The sequence below is a fragment of the Bradyrhizobium sp. URHC0002 genome (genome assembly GCF_054059515.1).
Genome location: NZ_JBSSCF010000001.1, coordinates 5,290,851 through 5,317,022 on the forward strand (window position 1 = coordinate 5,290,851; position 26,172 = coordinate 5,317,022).

22 protein-coding genes, 2 tRNA genes and 1 pseudogene are annotated in these 26,172 nt (G+C 62.5%); 16 read left to right on the forward strand and 9 right to left on the reverse strand.

Annotated features, from left to right (window positions below; genetic code table 11):
• The first annotated feature begins 76 nt into the window (after positions 1 to 76).
• Positions 77 to 379: an antibiotic biosynthesis monooxygenase family protein gene (locus ACVWVY_RS25790; RefSeq protein WP_456629002.1), complete on the forward strand. Its 303-nt coding sequence runs from the start codon at positions 77 to 79 to the stop codon at positions 377 to 379.
• A 4-nt stretch (positions 380 to 383) separates the two neighbouring features.
• On the opposite strand, the gene ACVWVY_RS25795 is transcribed toward ACVWVY_RS25790, so the two are convergent.
• A complete protein-coding gene (locus ACVWVY_RS25795) occupies positions 384 to 1,499 on the reverse strand; it encodes an AI-2E family transporter (RefSeq protein WP_456629003.1) in 1,116 nt (371 codons plus the stop codon).
• Between the two features lie 113 nt (positions 1,500 to 1,612).
• On the opposite strand from ACVWVY_RS25795, the gene ACVWVY_RS25800 reads away from it, so the two are divergent.
• From ACVWVY_RS25800 to ACVWVY_RS25820, 5 genes are all read left to right on the forward strand, one after another.
• Entirely contained in the window at positions 1,613 to 2,344 is a 732-nt protein-coding gene (locus tag ACVWVY_RS25800; RefSeq protein ID WP_456629004.1) for a hypothetical protein, read from the forward strand.
• A 123-nt stretch (positions 2,345 to 2,467) separates the two neighbouring features.
• Positions 2,468 to 3,238 (forward strand): gamma-glutamyl-gamma-aminobutyrate hydrolase family protein, encoded by a 771-nt coding sequence (locus tag ACVWVY_RS25805; RefSeq protein WP_456629005.1) that lies wholly within the window; start codon positions 2,468 to 2,470, stop codon positions 3,236 to 3,238.
• A 39-nt stretch (positions 3,239 to 3,277) separates the two neighbouring features.
• The gene (locus ACVWVY_RS25810) at positions 3,278 to 4,345 is read left to right on the forward strand and encodes an extracellular solute-binding protein (protein ID WP_456629006.1); all 1,068 of its coding nucleotides are present in this window, start codon (positions 3,278 to 3,280) and stop codon (positions 4,343 to 4,345) included.
• A 273-nt stretch (positions 4,346 to 4,618) separates the two neighbouring features.
• The gene (locus ACVWVY_RS25815) at positions 4,619 to 6,517 is read left to right on the forward strand and encodes a PAS domain S-box protein (protein ID WP_456629007.1); all 1,899 of its coding nucleotides are present in this window, start codon (positions 4,619 to 4,621) and stop codon (positions 6,515 to 6,517) included.
• A 76-nt stretch (positions 6,518 to 6,593) separates the two neighbouring features.
• Positions 6,594 to 7,079, forward strand: coding sequence for a RidA family protein (locus tag ACVWVY_RS25820; protein ID WP_456629008.1), 486 nt, complete (start codon positions 6,594 to 6,596; stop codon positions 7,077 to 7,079).
• A 95-nt stretch (positions 7,080 to 7,174) separates the two neighbouring features.
• On the opposite strand, the gene ACVWVY_RS25825 is transcribed toward ACVWVY_RS25820, so the two are convergent.
• The 3 genes from ACVWVY_RS25825 to ACVWVY_RS25835 all read right to left on the reverse strand — a co-directional run bounded on the left by ACVWVY_RS25825 (position 7,175) and on the right by ACVWVY_RS25835 (position 10,079).
• Positions 7,175 to 7,939: a hypothetical protein gene (locus ACVWVY_RS25825; RefSeq protein ID WP_456629009.1), complete on the reverse strand. Its 765-nt coding sequence runs from the start codon at positions 7,937 to 7,939 to the stop codon at positions 7,175 to 7,177.
• Between the two features lie 251 nt (positions 7,940 to 8,190).
• Positions 8,191 to 9,600: a type I glutamate--ammonia ligase gene (gene glnA, locus ACVWVY_RS25830; protein ID WP_456629010.1), complete on the reverse strand. Its 1,410-nt coding sequence runs from the start codon at positions 9,598 to 9,600 to the stop codon at positions 8,191 to 8,193.
• Between the two features lie 140 nt (positions 9,601 to 9,740).
• Positions 9,741 to 10,079 carry a P-II family nitrogen regulator gene (locus tag ACVWVY_RS25835; RefSeq protein ID WP_011441447.1) on the reverse strand — a complete coding sequence of 113 codons (339 nt, stop codon included), beginning with the start codon at positions 10,077 to 10,079 and terminating at the stop codon, positions 9,741 to 9,743.
• 380 nt (positions 10,080 to 10,459) lie between these two features.
• Here ACVWVY_RS25835 and ACVWVY_RS25840 point away from each other — a divergent pair, with 380 nt between their 5' ends.
• Positions 10,460 to 11,959, forward strand: a complete 1,500-nt coding sequence (locus ACVWVY_RS25840; RefSeq protein ID WP_456629011.1) for an NAD(P)H-hydrate dehydratase — start codon at positions 10,460 to 10,462, stop codon at positions 11,957 to 11,959.
• Positions 11,934 to 12,389 (forward strand): N-acetyltransferase family protein, encoded by a 456-nt coding sequence (locus ACVWVY_RS25845; protein WP_456629012.1) that lies wholly within the window; start codon positions 11,934 to 11,936, stop codon positions 12,387 to 12,389. The genes ACVWVY_RS25840 and ACVWVY_RS25845 overlap by 26 nt, the downstream gene beginning before the upstream one ends.
• A gap of 9 nt (positions 12,390 to 12,398) precedes the next feature.
• On the opposite strand, the gene ACVWVY_RS25850 is transcribed toward ACVWVY_RS25845, so the two are convergent.
• Together ACVWVY_RS25850 and ACVWVY_RS25855 are read right to left on the reverse strand one after the other, a co-directional pair.
• Positions 12,399 to 13,484, reverse strand: coding sequence for an enolase C-terminal domain-like protein (locus tag ACVWVY_RS25850; RefSeq protein ID WP_456629013.1), 1,086 nt, complete (start codon positions 13,482 to 13,484; stop codon positions 12,399 to 12,401).
• A gap of 10 nt (positions 13,485 to 13,494) precedes the next feature.
• A complete protein-coding gene (locus tag ACVWVY_RS25855) occupies positions 13,495 to 14,811 on the reverse strand; it encodes a multicopper oxidase domain-containing protein (protein WP_456629014.1) in 1,317 nt (438 codons plus the stop codon).
• 137 nt (positions 14,812 to 14,948) lie between these two features.
• On the opposite strand from ACVWVY_RS25855, the gene ACVWVY_RS25860 reads away from it, so the two are divergent.
• From ACVWVY_RS25860 to ACVWVY_RS25895, 8 genes are all read left to right on the forward strand, one after another.
• Positions 14,949 to 15,033: transfer RNA gene (locus ACVWVY_RS25860), tRNA-Leu, on the forward strand.
• Between the two features lie 163 nt (positions 15,034 to 15,196).
• On the forward strand, positions 15,197 to 16,555 hold the full coding sequence (gene tig, locus ACVWVY_RS25865; protein ID WP_456629015.1) for a trigger factor: 1,359 nt from the start codon (positions 15,197 to 15,199) through the stop codon (positions 16,553 to 16,555).
• Between the two features lie 319 nt (positions 16,556 to 16,874).
• Positions 16,875 to 17,510: an ATP-dependent Clp protease proteolytic subunit gene (locus ACVWVY_RS25870; protein WP_456629016.1), complete on the forward strand. Its 636-nt coding sequence runs from the start codon at positions 16,875 to 16,877 to the stop codon at positions 17,508 to 17,510.
• Between the two features lie 430 nt (positions 17,511 to 17,940).
• Entirely contained in the window at positions 17,941 to 19,215 is a 1,275-nt protein-coding gene (gene clpX / locus ACVWVY_RS25875; protein ID WP_212419171.1) for an ATP-dependent Clp protease ATP-binding subunit ClpX, read from the forward strand.
• A gap of 314 nt (positions 19,216 to 19,529) precedes the next feature.
• On the forward strand, positions 19,530 to 21,956 hold the full coding sequence (gene lon, locus ACVWVY_RS25880) for an endopeptidase La (RefSeq protein WP_456629017.1): 2,427 nt from the start codon (positions 19,530 to 19,532) through the stop codon (positions 21,954 to 21,956).
• Positions 21,957 to 22,055: 99 nt separating this feature from the next.
• Positions 22,056 to 22,457 carry a GFA family protein gene (locus ACVWVY_RS25885; RefSeq protein WP_456629018.1) on the forward strand — a complete coding sequence of 134 codons (402 nt, stop codon included), beginning with the start codon at positions 22,056 to 22,058 and terminating at the stop codon, positions 22,455 to 22,457.
• A 69-nt stretch (positions 22,458 to 22,526) separates the two neighbouring features.
• Positions 22,527 to 22,603 (forward strand) — tRNA-Val (locus ACVWVY_RS25890).
• Between the two features lie 119 nt (positions 22,604 to 22,722).
• On the forward strand, positions 22,723 to 23,583 hold the full coding sequence (locus ACVWVY_RS25895; RefSeq protein WP_456629019.1) for a class I SAM-dependent methyltransferase: 861 nt from the start codon (positions 22,723 to 22,725) through the stop codon (positions 23,581 to 23,583).
• 392 nt (positions 23,584 to 23,975) lie between these two features.
• Here the strand turns inward: ACVWVY_RS25895 and ACVWVY_RS25900 are convergent, their stop codons facing one another.
• The 3 genes and pseudogenes from ACVWVY_RS25900 to ACVWVY_RS25910 all read right to left on the reverse strand — a co-directional run.
• The gene (locus ACVWVY_RS25900) at positions 23,976 to 24,353 is read right to left on the reverse strand and encodes a hypothetical protein (RefSeq protein ID WP_456629020.1); all 378 of its coding nucleotides are present in this window, start codon (positions 24,351 to 24,353) and stop codon (positions 23,976 to 23,978) included.
• Between the two features lie 119 nt (positions 24,354 to 24,472).
• Positions 24,473 to 25,729 (reverse strand): peptidase T, encoded by a 1,257-nt coding sequence (gene pepT / locus ACVWVY_RS25905; RefSeq protein ID WP_456629021.1) that lies wholly within the window; start codon positions 25,727 to 25,729, stop codon positions 24,473 to 24,475.
• A 104-nt stretch (positions 25,730 to 25,833) separates the two neighbouring features.
• Positions 25,834 to 26,145: pseudogene (locus ACVWVY_RS25910) on the reverse strand (HU family DNA-binding protein); the annotation flags it as partial.
• Positions 26,146 to 26,172: the final 27 nt, after the last annotated feature.

The window sequence follows — 26,172 nt, forward strand, 5'->3', positions numbered from 1 at the left end:
TAGGCGTTGCATCTGTCTTTTGCTTTTTGGACGACTGGGGTAGACACGCGAATTCTCATGAGAAGGTGTAACCCAGATGATCACCGAAATCGCACAAATCGACGTCAAGCCGGGCACCGAGAAGGATTTTGAGGCGGCCGTTGCCAAGGCGCGCCCGCTGTTTCTGCGTGCCAAGGGCGGCAAGGGCTTTGAGCTGCACAAATCGATCGAGAAGCCGCAGCGTTACCGGCTGATGGCGCAGTGGGAGACGCTGGAGAACCACACCGTCGATTTCCGCGGCTCGGAAGATTTCACCGCATGGCGCGGCCTGGTCGGGCAGTATTTTGCTGCTCCCCCGGAGGTCGAACACACCGAGACGGTGCTGACTACGGCGGGCTGAGTTCCTAAGCCGTTACCGCCGGCACCGCTTCCGCCTTGAAATGGTCGATCATCACCTTGGCGATCGCCATCAGCGGCAGCGCGAGCGCCAGCCCCCAGATGCCGAAGACAACGCCGAGCAGGATCTGGAACGCAAACAGGGTGGCCGGCGGAATATCCAGCGCCTGGCGCTGGATGATCGGGGTCAGCACGTAGCTTTCGAGCGCGTGCACGCCGAGGAACAGGATGAAGGCGGAGAGGGCCGCGACCCATCCCGAGGCGACGCTGGCCAGCACCACGATCAGCCCGCCGAGGATCGCGCCGACCGTCGGGATGAAGGCGAGTAGTCCCGCCTGGATGCCCAGGATGAACGAGCTCTGGATGCCGATGATCGACAACCCGATCCAGGTCACCAGAAACACCGCGACCATGGTGATGATCTGCGCGATCAGCCAGCGCTCCAGCGTCTCGCCGATCCGGTCGACGATCGCAACCGCGCGCGCGCGGTGTCTGGCCGGCGCCATGAACAACAGTCCGTCGCGGTAGACGCTGGGCTGGGTCGCAAAGGCTATTCCCAGAAACAGCACGATGAAGAAGTTTCCGACCGCGCTTGCGGTGCCCAGAATCAGCTTCAGGCTCTGGCTGAATATGGCGCCGCCGCTGGCCGCAATCGTGCCGGCGCTCGGAAGCGCGTGGGGCGTCGCGTTGGGTGCCGGCGCGGCATCATCCGATGGCTGCGACAGGGTGCCGAAGTCGAAGAAGCTGGTGTCGATGCCGTTCCGTTCCAGAAACCCTTTGACGTTGACGAGTTGCGACTTGAGCGTGTTGCTCAACGCCGTCGTCTGCTGGGCGATCGTGGTGCCGCCGAGAAAGACAATGCCGGACAGCATGCCCGCGACCACCAGGCAGACCACCGTCAGCCGCAGCGCATGCGGCAGCCGCACGACGCGCCCGAGCAGGTTGCTCATGGCGTTGAGGGCGACGCCGAGTAGGATGCCGGAAAATATCAGAAACAGGGTTGCGGCGAACTGCCAGGTGAACACGAGCAAGGCGGCGAACAGCACGACGCCGATGCCGCCGACCGATATCGCCCACGCCAGATCGTTGCGGGCCTGAAGGCGATCGTCAGCGGGACTTGTCACATTGATTCCTTCTCGCAGAATATTCGGCCAGTCTTTGGCCAAAACGCCGCCGGGATCAAGCGGGCGAGCACGCGCCGGTTTGACGCTGCCCGCTCCGGTATGCCAAGCGGTGCATGAAGCTGATATGGTGGGCCGGTGAGGGTGAGATGATTTTCAAATGGTTCGGCCCGCTTGCGCTCTTGGCGGCGCTCGTGATCGGCGACCAGATCAGGATCAACCGGCCTGCGCACAAATATCGCCTGACGGTCGAGGTCGAGACGCCGGAGGGGCAGAAATCGGCCTCTGGCGTGGTGGCCGTCCATCCCGATCGCAGCTACACCCGCCGCGGCCAGACTCGCACTTTGGGTGATGCCATTTTCGTCGATCTCGGGCAGGGCAAGAACCTCGTCGCGCTGCTGGCGCATATCGACAATAACAAGCTCGAACTCGAAGGCATCAACTACGTCGCCTTGCGCGCCTATACGGCCGCCTCCGGCAAGCGCGTCTCGTTCAACGCGATGAGCGCGCAGACCGGCATCGTGCCGGTAAAGGCGGAGCTTGTTCCGGTGCTGGTAACCTTCGACGATCCGGCCAAGCCCGCCTCGGCGCGGGCCGTGGCGCCGGACGACGCCGAAGCAGTGCTCGGGAAGGGCTATCGCCTCCAGGGAATCACCGCCGAGGTGGTGCCGAACGGATTCTGGCCGATCGATTTCGGCGGCATGCTGGGCGAGCCCGTCACGCGCGGCATAGTGGCGAAATTGCCGTGGCTCAACGGCGCCGATAGTGCCGCAGCCGCCGCGCTTCGGGCGGCCGGGTTGCCCGGAGTTGACGGGATCGACGCCAGGGAGGCGTTTACGCGGAAATAGCAGGGCAGGCCCGCGCGCGCTCGTCGGATATTGATCCGCCGTCCCCTCGCAGGCATTATCTTCTCCAATCATGGCCCAACCCGGAAGATCCTTGCACAGGACGATGACAGCGGAATTTTTGCGATGAAGCGGCCCGTGGTCGGTGTGATCGGGAACGCCTATCGCGTCGAAAATCGGTTCCAGACGCAGATGGTCGGAGAGCGCAACTTGCGTGCGGTCACCGACGTGGCGGGGGCGCTGCCGCTGATGTTTGCGGGCTCGCCCGAGATTACCGACATCGGCGCGCTTCTCGACGTCGTCGATGGCGTGGTGCTGACCGGGGCGCGGGCCAATGTTCATCCGACCCGCTTCAAGATCGAGCCGCATGAGCGGCACGAGCCGTACGACATCCATCGCGACGACGTCGCGCTGGCGCTGACGGAGGCCTGCGTCGCCCGCGGTGTGCCGATTTTCGGCATCTGCCGCGGCCTGCAGGAGATGAACGTCGCCTTCGGCGGTTCGCTGCACCCGGAAATCCGCGAGATCCCCGGCCGCATGAACCACCGCATGCCGCGGCTGGAGAACGGCGAAATCCATCCCGACCCGACGGTGGTGTTCGCCGATCGGCACGACGTCCACCTCACGCCCGGCGGCGCGTTTGCAAGCCTGCTCGGCTGCGAGACCATCCGGGTGAATTCGCTGCACGGGCAGGGCATCCTCGAACCCGGCGAGCGCGTCGTCATCGAAGGCATTGCCGAAGACGGCACCATCGAGGCGATCCGGATCGCGGATGCCGCGAGCTTCGCCCTCGGCGTCCAGTGGCACGCCGAGTACGATCCGCAGCGCAACCCGATCAACCGAAAGCTGTTCGAAGCGTTCGGCGAGGCGCTGAAGACCCATAAGCGAACCGGCTAGGCGGCCGCAAAAAAAGGTCGCGTCACAACGGAGGATGCGATGCGAGACCGCAAATGGACGAGACGCGACCTGCTCAAGGCGTCGACGGTGTCCGCTGCGGGCCTGCTGTTTGCCGAACCCCTGAAGGCTGCGGCGCCGCCGGCGGCGGAGGTGACGCCGGCCTTGATCGAAGCTGCGAAGAAGGAGGGCAAGCTGTCGTTCTATTCGGCGCTTGAACTCAACACTGCCGAGCGCGTGGCGAGGACCTTCGAAGCGAAATATCCAGGGATCGCCGTGCGCGTCGAGCGCTCCGGCGCGGAGCGGATTTTCCAGCGCATCGCGCAGGAGCAGGGCAGCGGCATCAAGGCCGTCGACGTCGCCAACTCGACGGATCCCGCGCATTATCTCGAGTGGAAGAAGAACGACTGGCTGGCGCCGTACATTCCCGCCGACGTCGCCAGACATTTTCCGGCCGATCAGATCGACCTCGACGGCATGCACGCGACGTCGTGCGCGTGGACGGAGGCGATCGGGTACAACACCAACCTCGTCAAGCGCGAGGACGCGCCGAAGGGTTATGCCGATCTGCTCGACCCCAAATGGCAGGGCAAGATGGTCAAGGCTCATCCGGGCTATAGCGGTGCCATCCTGACCACAACCTTTCTGCTGGCGCGCGATCTCGGCTGGCCGTATCTGGAAAAGCTCGGCCAGCAGAAGATCATGCAGGTGCAGTCGGCCGCCGATCCGCCAAAGAAGATCCTGCTCGGCGAGCGTGCGGTCATGGCCGACGGCAATGATTACAATCTCGTGCTGCTAAAGGACCAGGGCAAACCGGTGGAGGTGGTGTATCCTGCCGAAGGATCGCCGCTGATCATCGTACCGTCAGGCATTTTCCGCAGCGCGCCGAATCCGAACGCGGCAAGGCTGTTCCAAAGCTTCTTCTTCAGTGCGGAAGCCCAGCAAATGCTGGTCGACGTCTTTGCACATCGCTCCTTTCACGGCGAGGTCAAGGAGAAGGGCGGACACATCCCGCTTTCCAGCCTGAAACTGCTCAAGGCCGATCCGGCGCAGGTGCAGGCGCAAAGCGAGGAGATCAAGGCGCGCTACAGCAAAATCTTCGGCGTGTGATGCCGGCACCTTCCAGGGCTGGAAATAAACCCGAAGTGATTGCAACTGCAAGGATCTGTATTTTAAACGGGCAACCAGTGACTTGCTGGACGAATCATAAGGGCGGCCCGTACCAAGCATTCTCCGTACTTTTACGGGCTGGAAAATGTGGGATCGCAAACCTGAAGTCGGGTAAGCAACGAGAATACGCTGCAGCATTGCCCGCTGCGGCCGATATGGCCTGAAAAAGCCGGTACTTGTCCATCACTTCGCGACCGGGGGGAGGCTAAGAAGATGTCCGGCCGCCTCGCGCTCGCGATGGTTTTGCTGGTCGTGGTGACGTCCTGCATTGTCAGTGCATTCGCCTATTATTTCCTTGCTGAAGCTGCTTCGCGTGCGGTGTTGATTTCGATCATCAGCGCGGCGCTGGCCGGTGGTGCGATTGCGGCGGTGCTCGCGATCGCTCTTGCCGTCGGCATCACGAATGTTCTGCTCAAGCCGTCGCCGGCTGCGAAGCTGGCGATTGCCGGCGCGGAGGCGGAGCAGGCGCGAGCCTATCAGGCGCTCGCCGATCGTGAGAGAATGGCGCAGGCGATCGTCGAAAACGCGCTCGATGCCTTTGTCCAGACCGACGAGTCCTGCGTCATTCTCGACTGGAGCCCACACGCCGAGGCCTTGATGGGGTGGACGCGCGGCGAGACCGTCGGCAGGAGCGTGGAAGAGCTTCTCTTTCCGGAACCGCTGCGCCTACTGTACCGGCAATGGCTCGACCAGTTTCTGATTGGGGCCGAAGGCGACGCGGTCGGCGGGCGATACGAAACGCCGCTGCTGCAAAAGGACGGCCGCGAATTCTTCGCCGAGGTTTCGTTCACCGCGCTGCGCCGCAATAACGGTCACATCATCAACGCGTTCGTCAGGGACATCACTGCAAAACGCGCCGCCGAAGAACAGTTGATCCAGGCGCAGAAAATGGAATCGGTCGGGCAATTGACCGGCGGCATCGCCCATGACTTCAACAACATGCTCACCGTGATCACGGGCACGATCGAAATACTGGCCGACGGTGTCAAGCACGATCCGGCGCTCGCCTCGATCGTGCGGATGATCGACGATGCCGCCGACCGCGCCTCCCAGCTCACGGCCAACCTGCTGGCTTTCGCCCGCAAGCAGCCGCTGCGGCCGCGCGAGACCAACGTAAATGCGCTGGTCGAGGAGGTCGTGCAACTGCTGTCTCCGACGCTCGGACGACAGATCGAGATCGAGACCGCATTGAGCGATCAGGCCTGGCCGGCGCTGATCGATCGCGGCCAGCTCTCCTCGGCGCTGGTCAATCTGGCGATCAACGCCCGCGATGCCATGCCCGAGGGCGGAAGGCTCTTGTTCAGGACGGCGAATTTTACGCGCGATGCGCATGACGCGGAAATGGTCGGGCTCGGTCCCGGAGATTACGTCACCATCGAGGTCATCGACAGCGGCGCGGGCATTCCGGCTGCGATACGCGACAGGATTTTCGAGCCGTTCTTTTCGACCAAGCAGTTCGGCACCGGCACCGGACTTGGCCTCAGCATGGTGTTCGGATTTGCCAAGCAATCCGGCGGCGGCATCGTGGTCGACGGTGAGGAGGGCAAAGGCGCCTGTTTCCGCATCTATCTGCCGAAGGCCGACGTCGACCCTTCGGACGTGTTTTCGGCGAGCGATCCCGCGCCGCCTGAAGATGACGAACTGCGCGGCGGCTCGGAAACCATCCTGTGTGTCGAGGATGACGATGTGGTGCGGGCCCATGTCACCGGCCGTCTCGAAAGTCTCGGCTACAAGGTGATCACCGCTTCCAACGCGGCGCAGGCGCTCGAACTGGTAAATTCGGGTATGACGTTCGATCTTCTGTTCACCGACATCGTCATGCCCGGCGCCATGAACGGCCGGCAGCTCGCGCAAAAGGTCGCCGAACTGCGCCGGCCGCTCCGGGTGCTCTACACCTCGGGCAACACATTCGGCGCGTTCGATACGAGCGGGCGTCCCGGCGAGGGCGTGCTGCTGCTGACCAAGCCGTACCGCAAGGCCGAACTTGCACGCATGGTGCGCCTCTGCCTCGACCGCGCGATCGACCACATGGGCGATCCGATTCCGCTGCCCTATTCGGTGCAGGAGGATCTCGAGCGTTTCCTGCGGGAAAATCCGCCAGAGAAGAAATAGCCGTTTGGTTGCGGCCTCACAGAATGCAGGTTCGGTAGCGCGAGCGAAGCCCATCGTGGTGGCAAGGTTGGAGACGATGGGGTATCGCTTCGCCTCCACCCATCCGGCGAATGCCGGCGAGCTATTGCATGCGGATGTTACAAAGCGAGGCAGACAAATGAAATCTCGCGTAGAGACGCTCACGCCGCCGAACACGCCGAACCCGATCGGCCCTTATAGTCACATCGCCAAGGTTGGCGAACACATATGGATCGGGGGCACTGCCGGCGTCGATCCGGCCACAGGACAGTTGGCGGGCACGGACGTCGGCGCCCAGACACAGCAAATCCTGAAATCGTTCATCGTGATGCTTGAAGCGGTAGGCTCCGATCTCGACCATATCACGCACATCAATATCTTCCTGAAGCACATGTCCGACTTCGAGGCTATGAACGCGGCCTATGTCGAGATCATGGGAGATCGCAGACCGGCACGTACGGCCATTTCAGCCCAGGACCTTCCCAAGCCCGGCGCATTGCTCACGATGAATCTCACTGCGGTCACGCGGGAGCGATCCGGATAGCCCGGCAATGCCGGGATGATCGAAAAACAAAAGGCGCCCGAACGGAGCGCCGCTTGCAATTCTCACGCTCACCCGGGCAAGGCTTCCCGCTGGACCTAATTGCGCAAACCCAAGCTTTGCAGGAGTGAAGGTGGCTGGGTATTTTGCATTGACGGGTCCTGCGCTCGGGGGTCGGCCACGGGCGGGACCTGTCCCCGTGGATCTTGTTCCTCCCGGACCCTTGCTCGATGATTTCGCTGGGTTCGGATCTCTGCTCGTGCATTTTGCACGGACCGGACGTGTCGGTGCTTTTTCACGGGCCGGACCCGCGTTGGGGCATCTTGCATCACCTTGATAGTGGGAGCCTGCATGGGTTGTGCGAGCCCGGCCTGTCCCCGTGTCTCTTCCTCTGCCGCCCAAGCCTGGAATTGCTTGAACAATTCTTCAGTAAGTGGCTGGCTGGTCTCGGCTTGGCTCTGACCGGCTTGACTCTGACCGACCTCGACTCGGCTCTGATCGGCAGGTTCGACAGCCGCAGCAATTTCCTCGCGCGGCGGCGTATCCGTTGTGGTCGGCGGCAAATCCTGAGTGCTGGCGATTGTTTGAATTGTTGGCGCCGACGGATCGGGTTCAGGCTGAAGCGCTGGTTTGTCGGCCCACCAATCCGTCACGTTTGCAACAAGCGCAACCGGATTTCCGATCGATAGAATAGCGATGCCGATCGCTGTCACCGTTACAGCCAAAATACTCGTCTTGAGGATTCGCGATGAGATAGTCGCGATGTTCCAAGCCCTCCCGATATCCGGCTGCTCGGCTTCTTCCGCATGCCCGGAGAGAAAGATAGGAGAACGATCCGGCTGGAAACCATCGTTTGTCGCCATTTGGTTGATGCCGCCTCTTATTGATCCCCATCCATCAATACACCCCCAGCGAGGTCGAAAAGCGGCCATCAGCGCCACGATTTAGGAGAAGTTTTGATTTTACTGGGATATGGAACCGCTAGATCACGCGGAAAGCCCGCATTTGCATTGCGCAAGAGCGGGAACCAACCACCAAAGCAAAAAGGCGCTCCGCAAGGAGCGCCTTTCGCATTATTGGACGGTGATACCGGCGGCGCGCACGCCGCGCGCGATCACAGCGAATAATACATGTCGAATTCGACCGGATGGGGGGTCATTTCGAAGCGCTCGACTTCGGTCATCTTGAGCTCGATGAAGCTGTCGATGAAGTCGTCGTCGAACACACCGCCGGCCTTGAGGAAGGCGCGGTCCTTGTCGAGATTTTCCAGCGCCTCGCGCAAGCTGCCGCACACGGTCGGGATCTGCTTCAGCTCTTCCTTCGGCAGGTCGTAGAGGTCCTTGTCCATCGCCGGACCGGGATCGATCTTGTTCTTGATGCCGTCGAGGCCGGCCATCAGCATCGCGGCGAAGCCGAGATAGGGGTTGGCCATCGGGTCGGGGAAGCGGACTTCGACGCGCTTGGCCTTCGGGTTCGCCGTGTAGGGAATGCGGCAGGAGGCCGAGCGGTTGCGCGCGGAGTAGGCGAGCAGCACGGGGGCTTCATAGCCCGGGACCAGGCGCTTGTAGGAGTTGGTCGACGGGTTGGTGAAGGCGTTGATCGCTTTCGCGTGCTTGATGATGCCGCCGATGTAGTGGAGGCAGGTCTCCGACAGGTCGGCGTATTTGTTGCCGGCGAACACCGGCTTGCCGTCCTTCCAGATCGACTGGTGGCAGTGCATGCCCGAGCCGTTGTCGCCATAGACCGGCTTCGGCATGAAGGTGGCGGTCTTGCCGTAGATGTGGGCGACCTGGTGGATGCAGTATTTGTAGATCTGCATCTGGTCGGCCATCAGCGTCATGGTGTCGAACTTCATGCCGAGCTCGTGCTGGGCGGAAGCGACTTCGTGGTGATGCTTTTCGACCTTGACGCCCATCTTGGCCATGGCGCCGAGCATTTCCGAGCGCATGTCCTGCACGGAGTCCTGCGGCGGGACCGGGAAGTAGCCGCCCTTGGTGCGGATGCGGTGACCGAGGTTGCCGCCTTCATATTCGGTATCCGAATTGATCGGCAATTCGGAGGAGTCGAGCTTGAAGCCGGTGTTGTAAGGCGTGGTCTGGTAGCGCACGTCGTCGAACACGAAGAATTCGGCTTCCGGTCCGAAGAATATGGTGTCGCCGACGCCGGACGATTTCACCATTGCCTCGGCCTTCCTGGCGATGCCGCGGGGGTCGCGGTTGTAGGGCTCGCCGGTGGTCGGCTCCAGCACGTCGCAAACGATGACCATGGTGGTCTCGGCGAAGAACGGATCGATCGTCGCGGTCACCGGGTCGGGCATCAGGCACATGTCGGATTCATTGATCGCCTTCCAGCCGGCGATCGAGGAGCCGTCGAACATCTGGCCTTCGGCAAAGGTGTCCTCTTCGATCATGCTGACATCGAAGGTCACGTGCTGCCACTTGCCGCGCGGATCGGTGAAGCGCAGGTCGACGTATTTGACGTCGTTGTCCTTGATCGATTTCAGGACGTCTTTGGCGGTCTTCATGAATACCCCTTTTGGCTTACGGGACGGTTTCCAGGACACGACTCTTCGCAAACGATCCGGTGAGATAGCGCGAACGAAATCAGGCTGCCGAAGCAGCCCTTTTCTTGTTTTTTAGTCGCAAAATTCGGATAGCACCCGGCTTAGATAGCGTCCAGCCCCGATTCTCCGGTTCTGATCCGGATCGCTTCCTCGATGTTGGAGACGAAGATTTTGCCGTCGCCGATACGCCCGGTCTGGGCGGCGCGGCGGATTGCGTCGATCGCCTTCTCGACCAGGTCGTCGCCGATCACGATCTCGATTTTCACCTTGGGCAGGAAGTCGACGATGTATTCCGCGCCGCGATAGAGTTCGGCGTGTCCCTTCTGCCGGCCGAAACCCTTGGCTTCGGTGACTGTGATTCCCTGCAGTCCGACTTCCTGAAGCGCCTCTTTCACCTCGTCGAGCTTGAATGGCTTGATGATGGCTTCAATCTTTTTCACTGAGCGCCTCCCGGGCATTTCCAAATGGCAGATAGTTTCGATGTCGCAGCCTGGTGAATTTCCCTGGCGCCGTCTGGTTTGATCCTTGCATCCGGCAAAGCCGGGTTGCTCATAATTGACGCGGACTGCGACGATCATGAGCGCGGTTTTCTAACCGGCTTCCTCAAAAGCAGGGTCTATGCCAAGTTGTTAACGTGGCTGATTTCGGAACGTTATCAAACTTTTAACAGGCCGGTGGAAGAGGTCGTGCCGAACGCTGTATGATAGCGGAGCCTACAGAATAGGCAAATAGGTCAATTCGTGTGCAGACGAGGCCAGGAGGGTCGCGGGGTGCGACGGCAATATGCCTCCAGAAAAGGCTGACGGATCGAGGATTCGGCATGGACGTTTTGACCACGACTGAGATGGAGCGTGCCGACCGGTTGACGATCACCGCCGGCACGCCGGGCTTCGCGCTGATGATGAGCGCAGGGCAAGCCGTGGCGGAGGCCGCGATGGGTCTCGTCGAGGAGGGACCGATCATGGTCGTCGCCGGCCGCGGCAACAACGGCGGCGACGGGTTTGTGGCGGCGGCCGAACTGGCGGCGCGCGGCCGGGACGTTTCCGTCATCTTGCTGTGTGAGCGCGACAGCCTTCAGGGCGACGCCGCGCTCGCTGCACGTGGCTGGAAGTACCCGGTGCTGCCGTTCAACCCGCAGGCGATCGGCAAGCCGGCGCTGATCATCGATGCGCTGTTCGGTGCCGGGCTCAACCGTCCCGTCAAGGGCGACCCGCTCGAGATGATCGAGGCGGTCAACGCCAACGGCGCGCCGGTGCTCGCCGTCGACCTGCCGAGCGGGATCAACGGCACGACCGGCGCCGTGATGGGGGCTGCGATCAACGCCGTGGAAACCGTGACGTTCTTCCGCCGCAAGCCGGCGCATCTGTTGATGCCGGGGCGCAAGCACTGCGGCCGCGTGCGTGTCGCCGATATCGGCATCGATCCCCGCGTGCTCGACGAAATCCGCCCGCAGACGTCAGAGAACGTGCCGCAGAGCTGGCAACGCGCTTTCCCCGTGCCTGACATCGACGGCCACAAATATGCCCGCGGCCATGCCGTCGTTCTGTCAGGCGAACTGGCGTCGACCGGGGCGGCGCGACTGGCGGCGCGCGGCGCGCTGCGGGCGGGCGCCGGGCTGGTGACCGTGGCCTCGCCGCGTGATGCGCTCGCGGTGAATGCTGCGGCGCTGACGGCGGTCATGGTGCGCGCGATCGACAATGTAATCCAGTTCGCCGAACTGCTCGACGACAAGCGGCTCAATGCGATCGCGATCGGGCCGGGCGCCGGCGTCAGCGCCCGCACGCGCGATTTCGTCCACACGGCGCTCGCGGCGAAACGCGGCCTCGTGCTCGACGCCGACGCGCTGACGAGTTTTGCGGAAGCGCCGGAGCGATTGTTTGAGGCGATCAAGGCTGCCGAGGACGCCCAGGTCGTCCTGACCCCGCATGAAGGCGAGTTTCCGCGCCTGTTCAGCGATATCAGCAACAAGCATCCCGGCCGCTCCAAACTGGAGCGGGTGCGCGACGCCGCCGAACGCTGCGGCGCGGTGGTGCTGCTGAAGGGGCCGGATACGGTGGTGGCTTCGCCGGATGGACGCACCAGCATTGCCTCGAACGCGCCGCCCTGGCTCGCCACCGCCGGCGCCGGCGACGTGCTGGCGGGCATGATCGCGGGGATACTGGCGCAAGGCGTAGCGGCCTTCGAGGCCGCCTGCATTGGGGTGTGGATGCACGGCGAAGCCGCGCGCGAGGCAGGGCCGGGGCTGATCGCGGAAGACTTGCCGGAAGTGCTGCCCGCGGTGTTCCGGCGACTCTATGACGAATTCGAGATTGAGTATTAGGCAACTCGAACTCGCCGACATGGACGCGGCGGCGCGCGTTCATCGCACGGCGTTCGATCATGCATTGCCTTGGCTAACTGGTCTGCACACATCAGACGAAGACCAATGGTTCTACCGGGAACGCGTGTTCACGGGGTGTCACGTGCACGGAGCTTTCGAGGGCGGTGCGCTGGCCGGAATCATCGCCTTCCGGAGCGACTGGATCGACCAGTTGTATGTGCGGCCGGAATCGCAGGGGCGCGGCGTCGGCAGCGAATTGCTGCACGTCGCAAAGCGCGCGTTTGATTGCCTCCAGCTTTGGACGTTTCAGCGCAATCTGGGCGCGCGGCGCTTTTACGAAGCGCGAGGCTTTGTGCTCGTCGAGGAAACCGACGGTGCCCGCAATGAAGAGAAGGAGCCGGACGCGCGCTATCTCTGGACGCGTCCGTAAGGCGACGCGCTATCCGACGAGATACTTCGCGACCGCCGTCTCATTCCATTCCAGCCCGAGCCCAGGCCCGCGCGCGGTCACCTTGCCGTCAATGATCTCGGCCGGGTGGGCGAGGATCAAGCTGGCAAAATCGAGGAATTCGAGCCAGTGCGCGGTCGGCGTGACCGCCAGCATGTGGGCGCTGGCCTCCGCAAACAGATGGCTCGACATTGGAATGTTGGCGGCTGCCGCTTGGGCTGCGACCTGCAGCCAGCCGGTGACGCCGCCGCACTTCATCAGATCGGGCATGATGAAATCGCTGGCGCCGGCTTCGATCGCCTCCGCAAAGCCGCGCGGGAACCACCAGTTCTCGCCGGCCTGAATCGGCGTCGGCGAGGTCTCGCGCACTCTTGCGTGTCCTGACAGATTTTCCTGCGGCACCGGCTCCTCGATCCAGTGCAAATCGTAGGGTTCGAGGCGGGCGATCCGGCGCGCGGCTTCAGCCGGATCGAGCGACTGGTTGAAGTCGATCATCAGCGCCACGTCAGGGCCGAGCAGGGCGCGCACGCCCTTGACCACGCGCTCGTCATTGGCGGCATCGCCGTCGCCGCCCTTGATCTTGATGCCGCGAAAACCCTGTTCGAGCGAGCGGCGCAGCGCGCGCTCGTCGGCCTTGGGATCGACCACGCCGTAGCTGTCATACGCCTTGGCCGGTTTGGGCGAACCGCCGAGTAGTTCGACGACGGGCTTTCCCGCCACCTGGCCGAGCGCGTCCCAATAGGCCATGTCGAGGCCTGATACCGCCATGCCGACGAGTCCCTGCCAGCTCAGCAGGCGAAACTTGGCGTCCATCGCCGCCATCAGGTCGTAAGGCGCGACCGGTTTGCCGATCAGCTCCCGCCCGATTTCCTCGATCAGATGCACCAGCGGCTTTATCGTCATCTTGGCGTACGCGAAGATGTAGGCGTGGCCGGTCACGCCCTGATCGGTCTCGACGTCGATCAGCACCAGCGGCCCGGAATCGAACACGCCAAACGCGTTCTTTAGGGGGCGCGCGAGCGGCACGACGACACCGCGCGCCTTGACGCCGCGGATGGCGGGAACGGACTTGCTCATGGTTTCCTCCTCACTCGACAGCGTACCACTGCACCAGCCGCGGCGCGGCCCAATCGGTGGCGACGGATTCGATCAGATAGCGCCCCGGATATTCGGCGCGGAAGGCGATGCGGTGGGTCTGGCCGGGCTCGATCGCCAGCGTATCCAGCCAGAACGGTTTCCAGCCATCGTCGAGCCGGTCGAGCAAGCGGAAATGATGGCCGTGCAGATGGAAGACGGTGGCGATGGCAGCGCGGTTGGTCAGGGCCACCACAACAGTGCGGTCGCGCTTGGCGCGGAAGACAGGGGCGGCGGTCTCGGTAAAGCTGGCCGGGGTCACCCAATCCTGAGAGACGCCGAGCGCCAGTTCGACCCGGGTCGCGCCCTTGAGCTCGATCCGCTCGGGTAGGCCATTGGAGGGCAGCGGCGGGGCCGGCGGCAGCGGCGCGGGGCGGATCGGCGGCTCGCCGGAGATCACGATTTTCCCCGCTGGGCGGGCCTCCTTGCCGTCATGCAGGAGGATTGGTGTCGAAGTGCCTGCCGGCATTGTCACATCGATAAAGACGTCGGTTCGGCTCCCCGGGGCTAGCACTAGAGCACCATTGCGGGCCTGGAATGGTTCGGCGGGCTGACCGTCGATAGCCATCACGCGAACCTCGTATTTCTCTATTTTCGTTGCAACAACAGTCCGTTGACAGGCGTTGATAAAGCGGAGTCTGACACGCTCATTGGTTCGAACTGAGATTTCGAACAAATTCCGGCCGTTGACCGTATGAACCGGCAGGGCCTCCTTTGGATCGACGCCAGGCGTAATCGCAGTGCCGTCGGGCAGGACCCGCCAATCCTCGATCAGAAACACCTCGTCGCGGTCGACCGGAACGGATTCGCTTTCCTGGACCACCAGCGGGTATGCCCGCGATGGCCGCGTCTTGCCGTCACCGAGGAGTGCGAGGTCGCAAAGAAACGTACCAGCGTGGCGCAGGGGCATTGGCCGGGTGCCCTTGAAGAAACGGGGCGGCAGCGGCCCGACTTCCGGGGCGCCATCGATTCCGCGCCAATTGAGCATCGCGGGATGGCCGTCGCCAGCAAGGCCAGCCCAACCTACTTTGACGGTTTCGCTGCGCTTGAAGCGCAAATCCGGGTTTCCCAGCCCCCAGACGGGGGACGCAGGAGATTCGGAGCGTAGCGGCAGGTTCTCGACCTTACCCTCCAACTGCAACTCGAGGCGAGTTTGAGCGAACGTTGTCGACGTGAAAAATGGGCCCAGCGCGACAGCGCCGAGCCCAGCCATCAGTTCGCGTCGATCCAGCGAGAATTCGGGGCTTGCCATCGGGCCAATGCGGACCATTTTTTGTTGTCTCTGGCCTAGCTGTGACGCCTTGCCCCGGTGCTGTCAAAAAGGGCCATTTTTTTGCTGCGGAGGTGTAGGCTCATGTTATAAGCCCGCCGCCCGCGGCATCGCGGCCGGGTATGGATGCTTTTCACGCGGGCGTGGCGGAACTGGTAGACGCGCTGGATTTAGGTTCCAGTGACGAAAGTTGTGGGGGTTCGAGTCCCTCCGCCCGCACCAAGCGCTCTATCCAAGCGTTTGCATGACGAATACTGGAGGGCCTGCTTCCCGGTCGGGAAGCGAGGGTCCGCCGAACCACCGGCGCAGGCTGCAAGGCTACGCCTCGAACATTTGACACTGCCGGGCCGCTCTGGCCCGGCGCAAGCGGAAGAAGATTGACATCATGCAGGTCACCGAAACCCTCGCCGAGGGATTGAAGCACGAGTTCAAGGTCAGCGTTCCCGCATCGGATCTCGATGCCAAGGCGGGCGCCAAGCTGGTCGACCTCAAGGACAAGGTGAAGCTCAACGGCTTCCGCCCCGGCAAGGTGCCGGTGAGCCACCTGAAGAAGGTGTATGGCCGCTCTGTCATGGCCGAGACCATCGACCAGACCATCCGCGACACCAACACGCAGATCTTCACCGACCGCGGTTTCCGCCTCGCGACCGAGCCGAAGATCACCATGCCGACCGAGCAGGCCGAGGTCGAGGAGTTGCTCGCCGGCAAGACCGACCTGACCTACACGGTGGCGATCGAGGTGGTGCCGACGATCCAGCTCGCCGATTTCAAGACCTTCTCGGTGGAGAAGCCGGTGGTCGAAGTCACTGATGCCGAGGTCGATGAGGCCATCAAGCGCATCGCCGACCAGAACAGGCCCTATGCGGCGAAGGCCGAGGGCGCCAAGGCTGAAACCGGCGATCGCGTCACCATCAGCTTCAAGGGCAGCATCAACGGCGAACTGTTCGACGGCGGCACCGGCGAGGGCATCCCGGTCGTGATCGGCGCCGGCCAGTTCATTCCGGGTTTTGAGGAACAGCTCACCGGCATGGGAACAGGCGAGACCCGCACCCTGAAGGTGTCGTTCCCGAAGAACTACGCGAGTGAAAAACTCGCCGGCCAGCCGGCCGAGTTCGAAACCACGGCAACCCTGATCGAAGCGCCCGGCGAGACCAAGATCGACGACGAGTTCGCAAAGACGCTCGGTCTGGAATCGCTCGACAAGCTGAAGGAAGCCGCGCGCGAGCGGCTGGTCGCCGAGTTCGCCGGTGCCACGCGCCAGCGCGTCAAGCGCGCGCTGCTCGACCGTCTCGACGACAGCCACAAATTCGAGGCGCCGCCGTCGCTGATCGCGGAAGAGTTCAACCTGATGTGGAACTCGATCAAGGCCGAGATGGAATCCTCAGGCAAGACCTTTGCCGACGAGGACACCACCGAAGAGGCGGCCCAGGAAGAGTACAAGAAGATCGCCGACCGCCGCGTCCGGCTTGGCCTCGTGCTGTCGGAGATCGGCGAGAAGAACAAGATCACCGTGACCGATGACGAAGTCAGCCGCGCGGTGATCGAGCGGGCGCGTTCGATGCCCGGCCGCGAGAAGGAAGTCTGGGACTACTATCGCAACAATGCCAATGCGCTGGCCCAGCTTCGTGCGCCGATTTATGAAGACAAGGTGGTCGATTTCATCCTCGAACTCGCCAACGTGACCGAGAAGAAGGTCTCGCGCGAAGACCTGTTCAAGGACGACGACGAAAAGAGCGCAGCCTGACCGGTTTGGTCAGGCTGACGTTAATTCAGGCTGACGTTAATGATGAACGGCAAAACTGGCGTGGCGACGGCATCCGTCGCTATGAGATCGCCTGCGAATCAGCTTGAACTCGCCCAGTTCGGCTCGCGATGGCCCGGTCTTGTCGCCGGGAAATTGGCTCATATCTGTGAGCGGCTCGCTTACCCGCGAGTTCTGAGTTGAAGTCCCGCATCACGGGACGTTCGTCCGCGCGGCAATCTGCCGATTGGTTTGCCTTGCCGATGGATGTTCGCCCCCGCTGTTCTCTACCTAACCCTTCTACTAACCCTTGGGGTGACTAATGCGCGATCCCGTTGAAACCTACATGAACCTCGTGCCCATGGTGGTCGAGCAGACCAACCGCGGCGAACGCGCCTACGACATTTTTTCGCGCCTTCTGAAAGAGCGCATCATCTTCGTGACCGGCCCGGTCGAAGACGGCATGTCGACCTTGGTCGTCGCGCAGCTTCTGTTCCTGGAAGCCGACAATCCGAAGAAGGAAATCTCGATGTACATCAACTCGCCTGGCGGCGTGGTGACATCGGGGCTCGCGATCTACGACACCATGCAGTTCATTCGCCCTGCCGTTTCGACGCTGTGCACGGGGCAGGCGGCCTCGATGGGGTCGCTGCTGCTCGCCGCCGGCGAAAAGGACATGCGCTTCTCGCTGCCGAATTCCCGCATCATGGTGCATCAGCCGTCCGGCGGCTTCCAGGGCCAGGCCACCGACATCATGCTGCATGCGCAGGAGATCCTGAATCTCAAGAAGCGCCTCAACGAAATCTACGTGAAGCACACCGGCCAGACCTACAAGGCGATCGAGGACGCGCTCGAGCGCGACAAGTTTCTGACCGCCGAGATGGCCCGCGACTTCGGGATCGTCGACAAGGTGATCGACAAACGCCCCGAAGAGGCGGCGGGGACGAAAACCCCGTAAGGTAACGGATAGCGACACCCCTCGTTGACCTTAACGGTTGGTTGAATCGGCAAATATGGCCGAAAGCTGCGTGCCCATGCCCCCGCATGGGCCGAAAGTTCCGCTTTCGTGCCGGTTTTGCTGCGTGGCAGTTGCGCAACGCTCGGTCGATTTCGTCAACTTCTCCACGTGCGAACGCCAAAAATCACGGTATTGTCACGGGTAGCCATTCTGGCCCCGATTAGCGAATTCTTGATAGTCGGGTGTCAGCATGGTTGGCTGTGTGGGATGGGTTAAGATCGCGGGGGATTCGAGAAACCGTGATTCGCACGGTGCGTATTTGAGTTAGGGTCTTTTCTGGTACGGAATTTGCTCTATCTACCTTGAGGTCCGGTGTGAGTGCCGGAATGGGTCGATCGGGTAACGGATCGAACGGCGGACGGAGACAGGAATGAGTAAGGTTGGCACGAGCGACTCCAAGAACACGCTGTATTGCTCGTTCTGTGGAAAGAGCCAGCACGAAGTCCGCAAACTGATCGCGGGTCCAACCGTTTTCATCTGCGACGAGTGCGTCGAACTCTGCATGGACATCATCCGCGAGGAGAACAAGTCTTCGCTGGTGAAGTCGCGCGACGGGATTCCGACGCCGAAGGAAATCTGCAAGGTTCTGGACGATTACGTGATCGGCCAGGGCCATGCCAAGAAGGTGCTCTCGGTCGCCGTCCACAACCACTACAAGCGACTCAATCACCAGACCAAGCACAACGACGTCGAACTCGCGAAGTCGAACATCCTGCTGATCGGTCCGACCGGCTCGGGCAAGACGCTGCTGGCACAGACGCTGGCGCGGATTCTCGACGTGCCGTTCACGATGGCGGATGCGACGACGCTGACCGAAGCCGGCTATGTCGGTGAGGACGTCGAGAACATCATCCTGAAGCTGTTGCAGTCGGCCGATTACAATGTCGAGCGCGCGCAGCGCGGCATCGTCTATATCGACGAAATCGACAAGATCAGTCGCAAGTCCGACAACCCGTCGATCACCCGCGACGTGTCGGGCGAAGGCGTGCAGCAGGCGCTGTTGAAGATCATGGAAGGCACCGTTGCCTCCGTGCCTCCGCAGGGCGGCCGCAAGCATCCGCAGCAGGAATTCCTGCAGGTCGACACCACCAACATTCTCTTCATCTGCGGCGGCGCCTTCTCCGGCCTGGAGAAGATCATCTCCGCGCGCGGACGTTCGACCTCGATCGGTTTCGCCGCCCAGGTTCTGGCGCCCGAAGACCGCCGCACCGGTGAAATCTTCCGCCACGTCGAGCCGGAAGATTTGCTGAAGTACGGCCTGATCCCGGAATTCGTCGGCCGCCTGCCGGTGGTTGCGACGCTGGAGGACCTCGACGAGGCCTCGCTGAAGAAGATCCTGACCGATCCGAAGAACGCGCTGGTGAAGCAATACCAGCGGCTGTTCGAAATGGAGAACATCGAACTCACCTTCGCCGACGAGGCGCTTGGCGCGGTCGCCCGCAAGGCGATCGAGCGCAAGACCGGCGCGCGCGGACTACGTTCGATCCTCGAGAGCATCCTGCTCGAGACCATGTTCGATCTTCCCGGCCTGGAAGGCGTCGAAGAGGTCGTGATCTCGCGCGAAGTGGTCGAAGGAACCGCTCGCCCGCTCTACATCTATGCGGACCGTTCCGACCGGGCCGTCGAAAGCAGCGCCAGCGCCTGATCGCGCGCGGCATACCTCGCTCGGACTACCCCGATAAGGACGGCCGCCGGACATCCCGGCGGCCGTTGTTGCGTCAGCGTTTTGTGCGCGTTTAGCCCCAATTTGTGGGCATTTTTCCATGACTTGACACCCCCATACCCGATAGCCACCTAATGCTGTCGGTGGCGGAAATCATGTTCGAGATTCGTCGCAAAACGATCCGGTAGCGTGGGCTCGCGAAGGCGGCCAAACGGCCCGGAACCTCCCGGCACCTTGTGGCGGTTGCGCAAGCGAAGCGGACTGCGTGCAAGGGGGCAAAACAAAAGGAATAGGCCATGACGACCCCAAAAACCCGGCCGACCATCGTTCTCGGCGAAAGCCATTCGTATCCGGTGCTGCCGCTTCGCGACATCGTCGTTTTCCCGCACATGATCGTGCCGCTCTTTGTCGGCCGCGAGAAATCGATCCGCGCCCTCGAAGAGGTGATGAAGAATGACGCGCTGATCCTGCTTGCGACGCAGAAGAACGCATCCGACGATGATCCAAGCCCGGAATCGATCTATGAGGTCGGTACGCTCGCCAGCGTGCTGCAGCTCCTGAAGCTCCCCGACGGCACCGTGAAGGTGCTGGTCGAAGGGCTCGAACGCGCGCGCGTGCAGAAATATTCCGACCGCAGCGAATATTACGAGGCGACCGCGGTCGCGCTCGAGGACACCGACGCCAACTCGGTCGAAGCCGAGGCCCTGGCGCGCTCGGTCGTGTCCGACTTCGAAAGCTATGTGAAGCTGAACAAGAAGATCTCCGCCGAAGTCGTCGGCGTGGTTCAGGCGATCACTGATTTCGCCAAGCTGAGCGATCAGGTCGCCCAGCATCTCGCCGTCAAGATCGCCGATCGCCAGGGCATCCTGGAGACGTTGTCCGTCACGCAGCGCCTGGAGAAGGTGCTGGGCCTGATGGAGAGCGAGATCTCGGTGCTGCAGGTCGAGAAGCGCATCCGCTCGCGCGTCAAGCGCCAGATGGAGAAGACCCAGCGCGAGTATTACCTGAACGAGCAGATGAAGGCGATCCAGAAGGAGCTCGGCGACGACGAAGGCCGCGACGAGCTCGCCGATCTGGAAGAGAAGATTGCCAAGACCAAGCTTTCCAAGGAAGCGCGGGAGAAGGCGCAGCACGAGCTGAAGAAGCTGCGCCAGATGTCGCCGATGTCCGCGGAAGCAACTGTCGTGCGCAACTATCTCGACTGGCTGCTGTCGATCCCGTGGAACAAGAAGTCCAAGGTCAAGAAGGACCTCGAGGCGGCGCAGGCCGTGCTGGACAACGACCATTACGGGCTCGAGAAGGTCAAGGACCGCATCGTCGAGTATCTCGCGGTGCAGTCGCGCGCCAACAAGCTGACCGGACCGATCCTGTGTCTGGTCGGGCCTCCCGGCGTCGGAAAGACCTCGCTCGGCAAGTCGATCGCAAAGGCGACGGGACGCGAATTCGTGCGCGTGTCGCTCGGCGGCGTGCGCGATGAAGCCGAGATCCGCGGTCACCGCCGCACCTATATCGGCTCGATGCCCGGCAAGATCATCCAGTCGATGCGCAAGGCGAAGAGTTCGAATCCGCTGTTCCTGCTGGACGAGATCGACAAGATGGGCGCCGATTTCCGCGGCGATCCGTCGTCGGCGCTGCTTGAGGTCCTGGACCCCGAGCAGAACGCGACCTTCAACGACCACTATCTGGAGGTCGACTACGATCTGTCGAACGTCATGTTCATCACGACCGCGAATACGCTGAATATTCCCGGTCCCCTGATGGACCGCATGGAGATCATCCGGATCGCCGGCTACACCGAGAACGAGAAGGTCGAGATCGCGCGCAAGCATCTGATCCCGAACGCCATCGCCAAGCATGGTCTCGATTCCAAGGAATGGTCGATCGACGATGACGCCCTGTTGCTGATGATCCGCCGCTACACCCGCGAAGCGGGCGTGCGTAATCTGGAGCGTGAGCTCTCCACACTCGCCCGCAAGGCGGTGAAGGAGCTGATGATTTCCAAGAAGAAGTCGGTCAAGGTCACCGAGAAGACTCTGGAAGACTTCCTCGGCGTGCCGAAGTACCGCTACGGCGAGATCGAGAGCGAACCGCAGGTCGGTATTGTCACGGGCCTTGCCTGGACCGATGTCGGCGGCGAGCTGCTGACCATCGAAGGCGTCATGATGCCCGGCAAGGGCAAGATGACGGTCACGGGCAATCTGCGCGACGTGATGAAGGAGTCGATCTCGGCGGCGGCGTCTTACGTCCGCTCGCGGGCGATCAACTACGGCATCGAGCCGCCGCTGTTCGACCGTCGCGACATCCACGTCCACGTGCCGGAAGGGGCGACCCCGAAGGACGGACCGTCGGCGGGTGTGGCGATGGCGACCGCGATCATCTCGGTCATGACCGGCATCCCGGTTCGCCACGATGTCGCGATGACCGGCGAGATCACGCTGCGCGGCAGGGTGCTGCCGATCGGCGGTCTGAAGGAGAAGCTGCTGGCGGCCGCCCGCGGCGGCATCAAGACGGTGCTGATCCCCGAGGACAACGCCAAGGATCTCACGGAGATTTCCGATGCGATCAAGGGCGGGATGGAGATCATCCCGGTGGCCCGGCTCGACGACGTCACCGCCAAGGCGCTGGTCCGCCCACCGGTGCCGATCGTCTGGGAAGAGGACAGCAAGGTGCCGGTAAAGACCGACGGCGGCGACGAAGCGGCCGGTGGGTTGACGGCCCACTAAGTCCGATCGGTCATCACTGAAAATGATAAAACGGCGCCCTCGGGCGCCGTTTTTGTTTGTGCGGACCGGACCTCCATTGGCCAAGCGGAGTTGAAGGGGATGGAAATCGACGGGCAATGCCATTGCGGGCGGGTGACGTATCGGGCCGACATCGATCCTGCGAAAGTATCGATCTGTCACTGCACCGATTGCCAGAACCTGACGGGCTCACCGTACCGGGTCACGGTGATCTGCTCCGAGGAACAGGTCCGCGTGACGGGCGCGCCGGCGAAGATTTACGCGAAGACCGGCGACAACGGCCGCACACGCTTCCAGCATTTTTGCGAGGGCTGTGGTTCCCCGCTGTTCACCAGCGGCGACGGCGGGCCGGACGACTGGGGCATCCGCTGGGGCAGCATCCGCCAGCGCGACCAGCTCAAGCCGGTGCGGCAGATCTGGTGCCGCTCGGCTGCGCCCTGGATAAACGATCTCAAGGGGTTACCTGCCCGTCCGGGCGACTAGCTCCCTGCAAAGCCCGGCGATATGGCACCTTGCATCAAAGGGGGCCGCAGGGCTAAACAGGCGGCTCAAGGGCGGCTAGCTCAGCTGGTTAGAGCATCTCGTTTACACCGAGAGGGTCGGCAGTTCGAATCTGTCGCCGCCTACCAGCCTTCGCGCTTCGCGCTACGGCTGGGCATGCCAGCCGAAGCTCGAAGAGCGAAGGCGGACTGTTCGAACCCCATTGCGCGAAAACTGAACGTTCCAAAATATCAAAAGGATCGCGCAAATGGACGCCCCCCAAGGCCACGATCAAAACGCCGACCAGGTCGCCTACTGGAACGGTCCCGCCGGCCAGCGCTGGGCCGCGCGGCAGGCGGAGCAGGACGTCGTGCTCAAGCCGGTCGCCGACCTTGTGATCGATCGGGCGAAGCTGAAGCCGGGCGAGCGCGTCATCGATGTCGGCTGCGGCAGCGGCGCCACGGCGATTGCGTTTGCGCGAGAGGTCGCGCCGTCAGGCCATGTGCTCGGTGTCGACATATCCGGCCCGATGCTGGAGCGGGCGCGGCGGAGCGCGCCGAAGGATCTGCCGGTCGATTTTGTGCTGGCCGACGCCACCGTCTATCCGTTTGAGCCTGCCAGTTTCGATGTGCTGGCCTCGCGCTTCGGCGTGATGTTCTTCGCCGACCCCGCGCTGTCGTTTGCCAACATGCGCAAGGCGTTGCGGCCCTCGGGCCGGCTGGCATTCGCCTGCTGGCGCGAGCCGCGCGAGAATCCGTTCTTCATGGCGCCGCTGCAGGCCGCCTACAAACACGTCCCAAAACTGCCGCAGCAGGGGCCGGAAGATCCCGGGCCGTTTGCGTTTGCCTCCGAGGCGCGCGTGCGCCGGATTCTCGGCGAGGCCGGCTTTACTGGAATCGAATTGGAAGCGTGTCCGCTGCTGCTTGATTCCGCGATCGGCCGCGGCCTCGACGGCGCGGTGCAGGGCGCGTTCGAAATCGGCCCGGTGAGCCGCGCGCTGGAGGGCCAGCCGGAAGAACTGCGCAAGGCTGCCGCCAATTCGATCCGCGAGGCGCTGACGCCGTTCGCCAAGGGCGATGCGGTGCTGTTGCCGGCATCGGTCTGGATCGTCACGGCAAGGGCGTCGTAATTCAAGCCAGCGCCCTCGTCCTGGCGGCTGCCCCATTCCAATTGAACGCCGGATGGCCATCGCCACGCCACCAAATCGCCTGACGACTCAACGACGCTTGTTGCACGGGGCTGGCGGCGATGGGCGCATGGGTACAGCAATGGTGCGCTTGTCCGATCGGCATCTAACTCCGGCCCGGGCTGGGCTGATTATGCTCATGCTGCTTGTGCTCGGCGCAATCATCGTTCGAGTCATCACTGCGTCCGAACACAGCGATCTCCGCGCGCCTGCCACTCCCGAGAAACTTGAGCCTGTTACGTCGGGCACGGGTGTCAGAGGCCTGAGAGGATCGGTGGAATAAGGCAACTTTTCGGACGGCACGCGCAGCCACCACGCAATGGGCGCGAGGAACACTATTTGATTGTCGCGTTCACAGTAATGACCGACGTGCCGGAAGCCGTCGGCCCCTGACCCGTTGCCTTGATGGCAAAGGTATCGCTTCCCTTGTACCTGGCCTTCGCCTTGTATTCGTAAGTCGTTACGTTGAGCTTTTTCAACTTGCCGTGCGCCGGCTTTTGAGAAATCTCCGAGCTACTCACCGTGCCGCGCATCTTGATCGGAACCAGGCAACTTTGCCCGGGCGCGACGCTAATGTCGCCGGTCGAGTTCTCGCCCCAATCCGGTAGTCCTACCAATATTGGACAGTCAGAAGCGGCCAGCGCTGGAGGGGCGGACATTGAGCCTGTGGCTCCAACGATGAGCGCCAAAGCGGCGACCTTGGACAACCGCATGGTAGACTTCCTCCTTCAAAGACGGGGCATACCCGACTTACAACCACGTCGCTATCGCGCTCTTGCGCAAACGCCTCACGTTGTCGCAGGCAATGACGGGGAAAGCCTTGCGGAACTCGCTACGCCCGCTCTTCCCAAATCATCGCCAGATGTACGATCGTCTCGGCGGCCTTTTCCATGTCCTGGCGGCTGACCCATTCCAGCCGCGAGTGGAACGCGTGTTCGCCGGCGAAGATGTTAGGGCAGGGCAGGCCCATGAACGACAGCCGCGAGCCGTCGGTGCCGCCGCGGATCGAGCTTCGCACCGGATTTAGCCCCGCGCGGCGGATCGCCTCGATGGCGTAGTCGATGATCTCGGGGTGACGGTCGATCACCTGCTTCATGTTGCGGTATTGCGCCTTGACCTCCATCCGGTAGGTCGAGTGCGGATAATCTTTCATCACGCCTTTGACGATGTCTTCGAGCAAGGCTTCCTTTTGCTGCAGCCCCTCGTCGGTAAAATCGCGCACGATGAAACCGATGGTGGCTTTCTCAAGCGCGCCCGTAATGCCGATCGGGTGCAAAAAGCCTTCCTTGCCTTCAGTCGTCTCCGGCGAGCAGGTGTCCCCAGGCAGGCGGTCGACAATGGCTGCCGCGATCTTGATCGCGTGTTCCATCTTGCCCTTGGCGAAACCGGGATGGGTCGAAACGCCCTCGATGGTGATGGTGGCGCCGTCGGCTGAAAAAGTTTCGTCCTCGATATTCCCGGCGGTTTCGCCGTCCATCGTATAGGCGAAGTCGGCGCCGAGTTTCTTCAGGTCGACCTTGTCGACGCCGCGGCCGATCTCCTCGTCGGGCGTGAACAGGATCTTGATGGTGCCGTGCCTGATGCCAGGGTTTTGAATCAGGAACCGCGCCGCATCCATGATTTCGGCAAGGCCGGCCTTGTTGTCGGCCCCCAGCAGCGTGGTACCGTCCGTCGTGATGATGTCGTGCCCGATCTGGTCGGCGAGCGCGGGATGGTCGGCGGCGCGGATCACCTGGGTGGGATCGGCCGGCAGCACGATGTCGCCGCCCCGGTAATCCTTCACGATCTGCGGCTTGACGTTGGCGCCGGTGCAATCGGGCGACGTGTCCATGTGCGAGCAGAAGCAGATCACCGGCACCTTCTTGTCGGTATTGGCCGGGATCGTGGCATAGACATAACCGTGCTCGTCGAGATGGGCGTCTGTGAGCCCGATCGCCAGCAACTCCGAAGCCAGCAGGCGGCCCAGATTCTTCTGCTTCTCGGTGGAAGGGCAGGTCGGCGAGGCCGGATCGGACTGGGTGTCGATCACGACATAGCGCAGGAAGCGCTCGGTGCCATCGTGGGTGAAGGTGATGGGCAAGGCCGGCATGACGATCCGAAAAAGATGAACAAGGGAAGCGCTCTATAACAGAAAAGCGCCATTCCGGGTCCCCGCCGGAATGACGCTTTCTGGTGCGATCTGGGTAGCTCGGCTTAGACGGCTTCCTTGAGTTCCTTGGAGGCGCGGAAGGCGACTTTCTTGCTGGCCTTGATCTGGATCGGTTCGCCGGTGGCGGGGTTGCGTCCGGTGCGGGCGGCGCGCTTGCGGACCTGGAGGATGCCGAGACCCACGATACGGATCCGCTCGCCCTTCTTCAGGTGTTTTGCAATTTTGCCGACCATGTCGGTCAGGATCGCTTCGGCGGCCTTCTTCGACAGGTCATGTTCCTCGGCGAGGGCCGCCGCCAGGTGCTTGAGTGTGATGGTGGCTGGAGTCGCTGCTTTCTTCGCCATATCTGGCCCTCCTCGTTGGTTGCATGGCTTTGAGCGCGT

Coding starts and splice junctions, on each gene's coding strand:
- ACVWVY_RS25790 (WP_456629002.1), top strand. CDS start 77: ATGATCACCGAAATCGCACAAATCGACGTCAAGCCGGGCACCGAGAAG.
- ACVWVY_RS25800 (WP_456629004.1), top strand. CDS start 1,613: ATGAAGCTGATATGGTGGGCCGGTGAGGGTGAGATGATTTTCAAATGG.
- ACVWVY_RS25805 (WP_456629005.1), top strand. CDS start 2,468: ATGAAGCGGCCCGTGGTCGGTGTGATCGGGAACGCCTATCGCGTCGAA.
- ACVWVY_RS25810 (WP_456629006.1), top strand. CDS start 3,278: ATGCGAGACCGCAAATGGACGAGACGCGACCTGCTCAAGGCGTCGACG.
- ACVWVY_RS25815 (WP_456629007.1), top strand. CDS start 4,619: ATGTCCGGCCGCCTCGCGCTCGCGATGGTTTTGCTGGTCGTGGTGACG.
- ACVWVY_RS25820 (WP_456629008.1), top strand. CDS start 6,594: ATGGGGTATCGCTTCGCCTCCACCCATCCGGCGAATGCCGGCGAGCTA.
- ACVWVY_RS25825 (WP_456629009.1), bottom strand. CDS start 7,939: ATGGCGACAAACGATGGTTTCCAGCCGGATCGTTCTCCTATCTTTCTC.
- glnA (WP_456629010.1), bottom strand. CDS start 9,600: ATGAAGACCGCCAAAGACGTCCTGAAATCGATCAAGGACAACGACGTC.
- ACVWVY_RS25840 (WP_456629011.1), top strand. CDS start 10,460: ATGGACGTTTTGACCACGACTGAGATGGAGCGTGCCGACCGGTTGACG.
- ACVWVY_RS25845 (WP_456629012.1), top strand. CDS start 11,934: ATGACGAATTCGAGATTGAGTATTAGGCAACTCGAACTCGCCGACATG.
- ACVWVY_RS25850 (WP_456629013.1), bottom strand. CDS start 13,484: ATGAGCAAGTCCGTTCCCGCCATCCGCGGCGTCAAGGCGCGCGGTGTC.
- ACVWVY_RS25855 (WP_456629014.1), bottom strand. CDS start 14,811: ATGGTCCGCATTGGCCCGATGGCAAGCCCCGAATTCTCGCTGGATCGA.
- tig (WP_456629015.1), top strand. CDS start 15,197: ATGCAGGTCACCGAAACCCTCGCCGAGGGATTGAAGCACGAGTTCAAG.
- ACVWVY_RS25870 (WP_456629016.1), top strand. CDS start 16,875: ATGCGCGATCCCGTTGAAACCTACATGAACCTCGTGCCCATGGTGGTC.
- clpX (WP_212419171.1), top strand. CDS start 17,941: ATGAGTAAGGTTGGCACGAGCGACTCCAAGAACACGCTGTATTGCTCG.
- lon (WP_456629017.1), top strand. CDS start 19,530: ATGACGACCCCAAAAACCCGGCCGACCATCGTTCTCGGCGAAAGCCAT.
- ACVWVY_RS25885 (WP_456629018.1), top strand. CDS start 22,056: ATGGAAATCGACGGGCAATGCCATTGCGGGCGGGTGACGTATCGGGCC.
- ACVWVY_RS25895 (WP_456629019.1), top strand. CDS start 22,723: ATGGACGCCCCCCAAGGCCACGATCAAAACGCCGACCAGGTCGCCTAC.
- ACVWVY_RS25900 (WP_456629020.1), bottom strand. CDS start 24,353: ATGCGGTTGTCCAAGGTCGCCGCTTTGGCGCTCATCGTTGGAGCCACA.
- pepT (WP_456629021.1), bottom strand. CDS start 25,729: ATGCCGGCCTTGCCCATCACCTTCACCCACGATGGCACCGAGCGCTTC.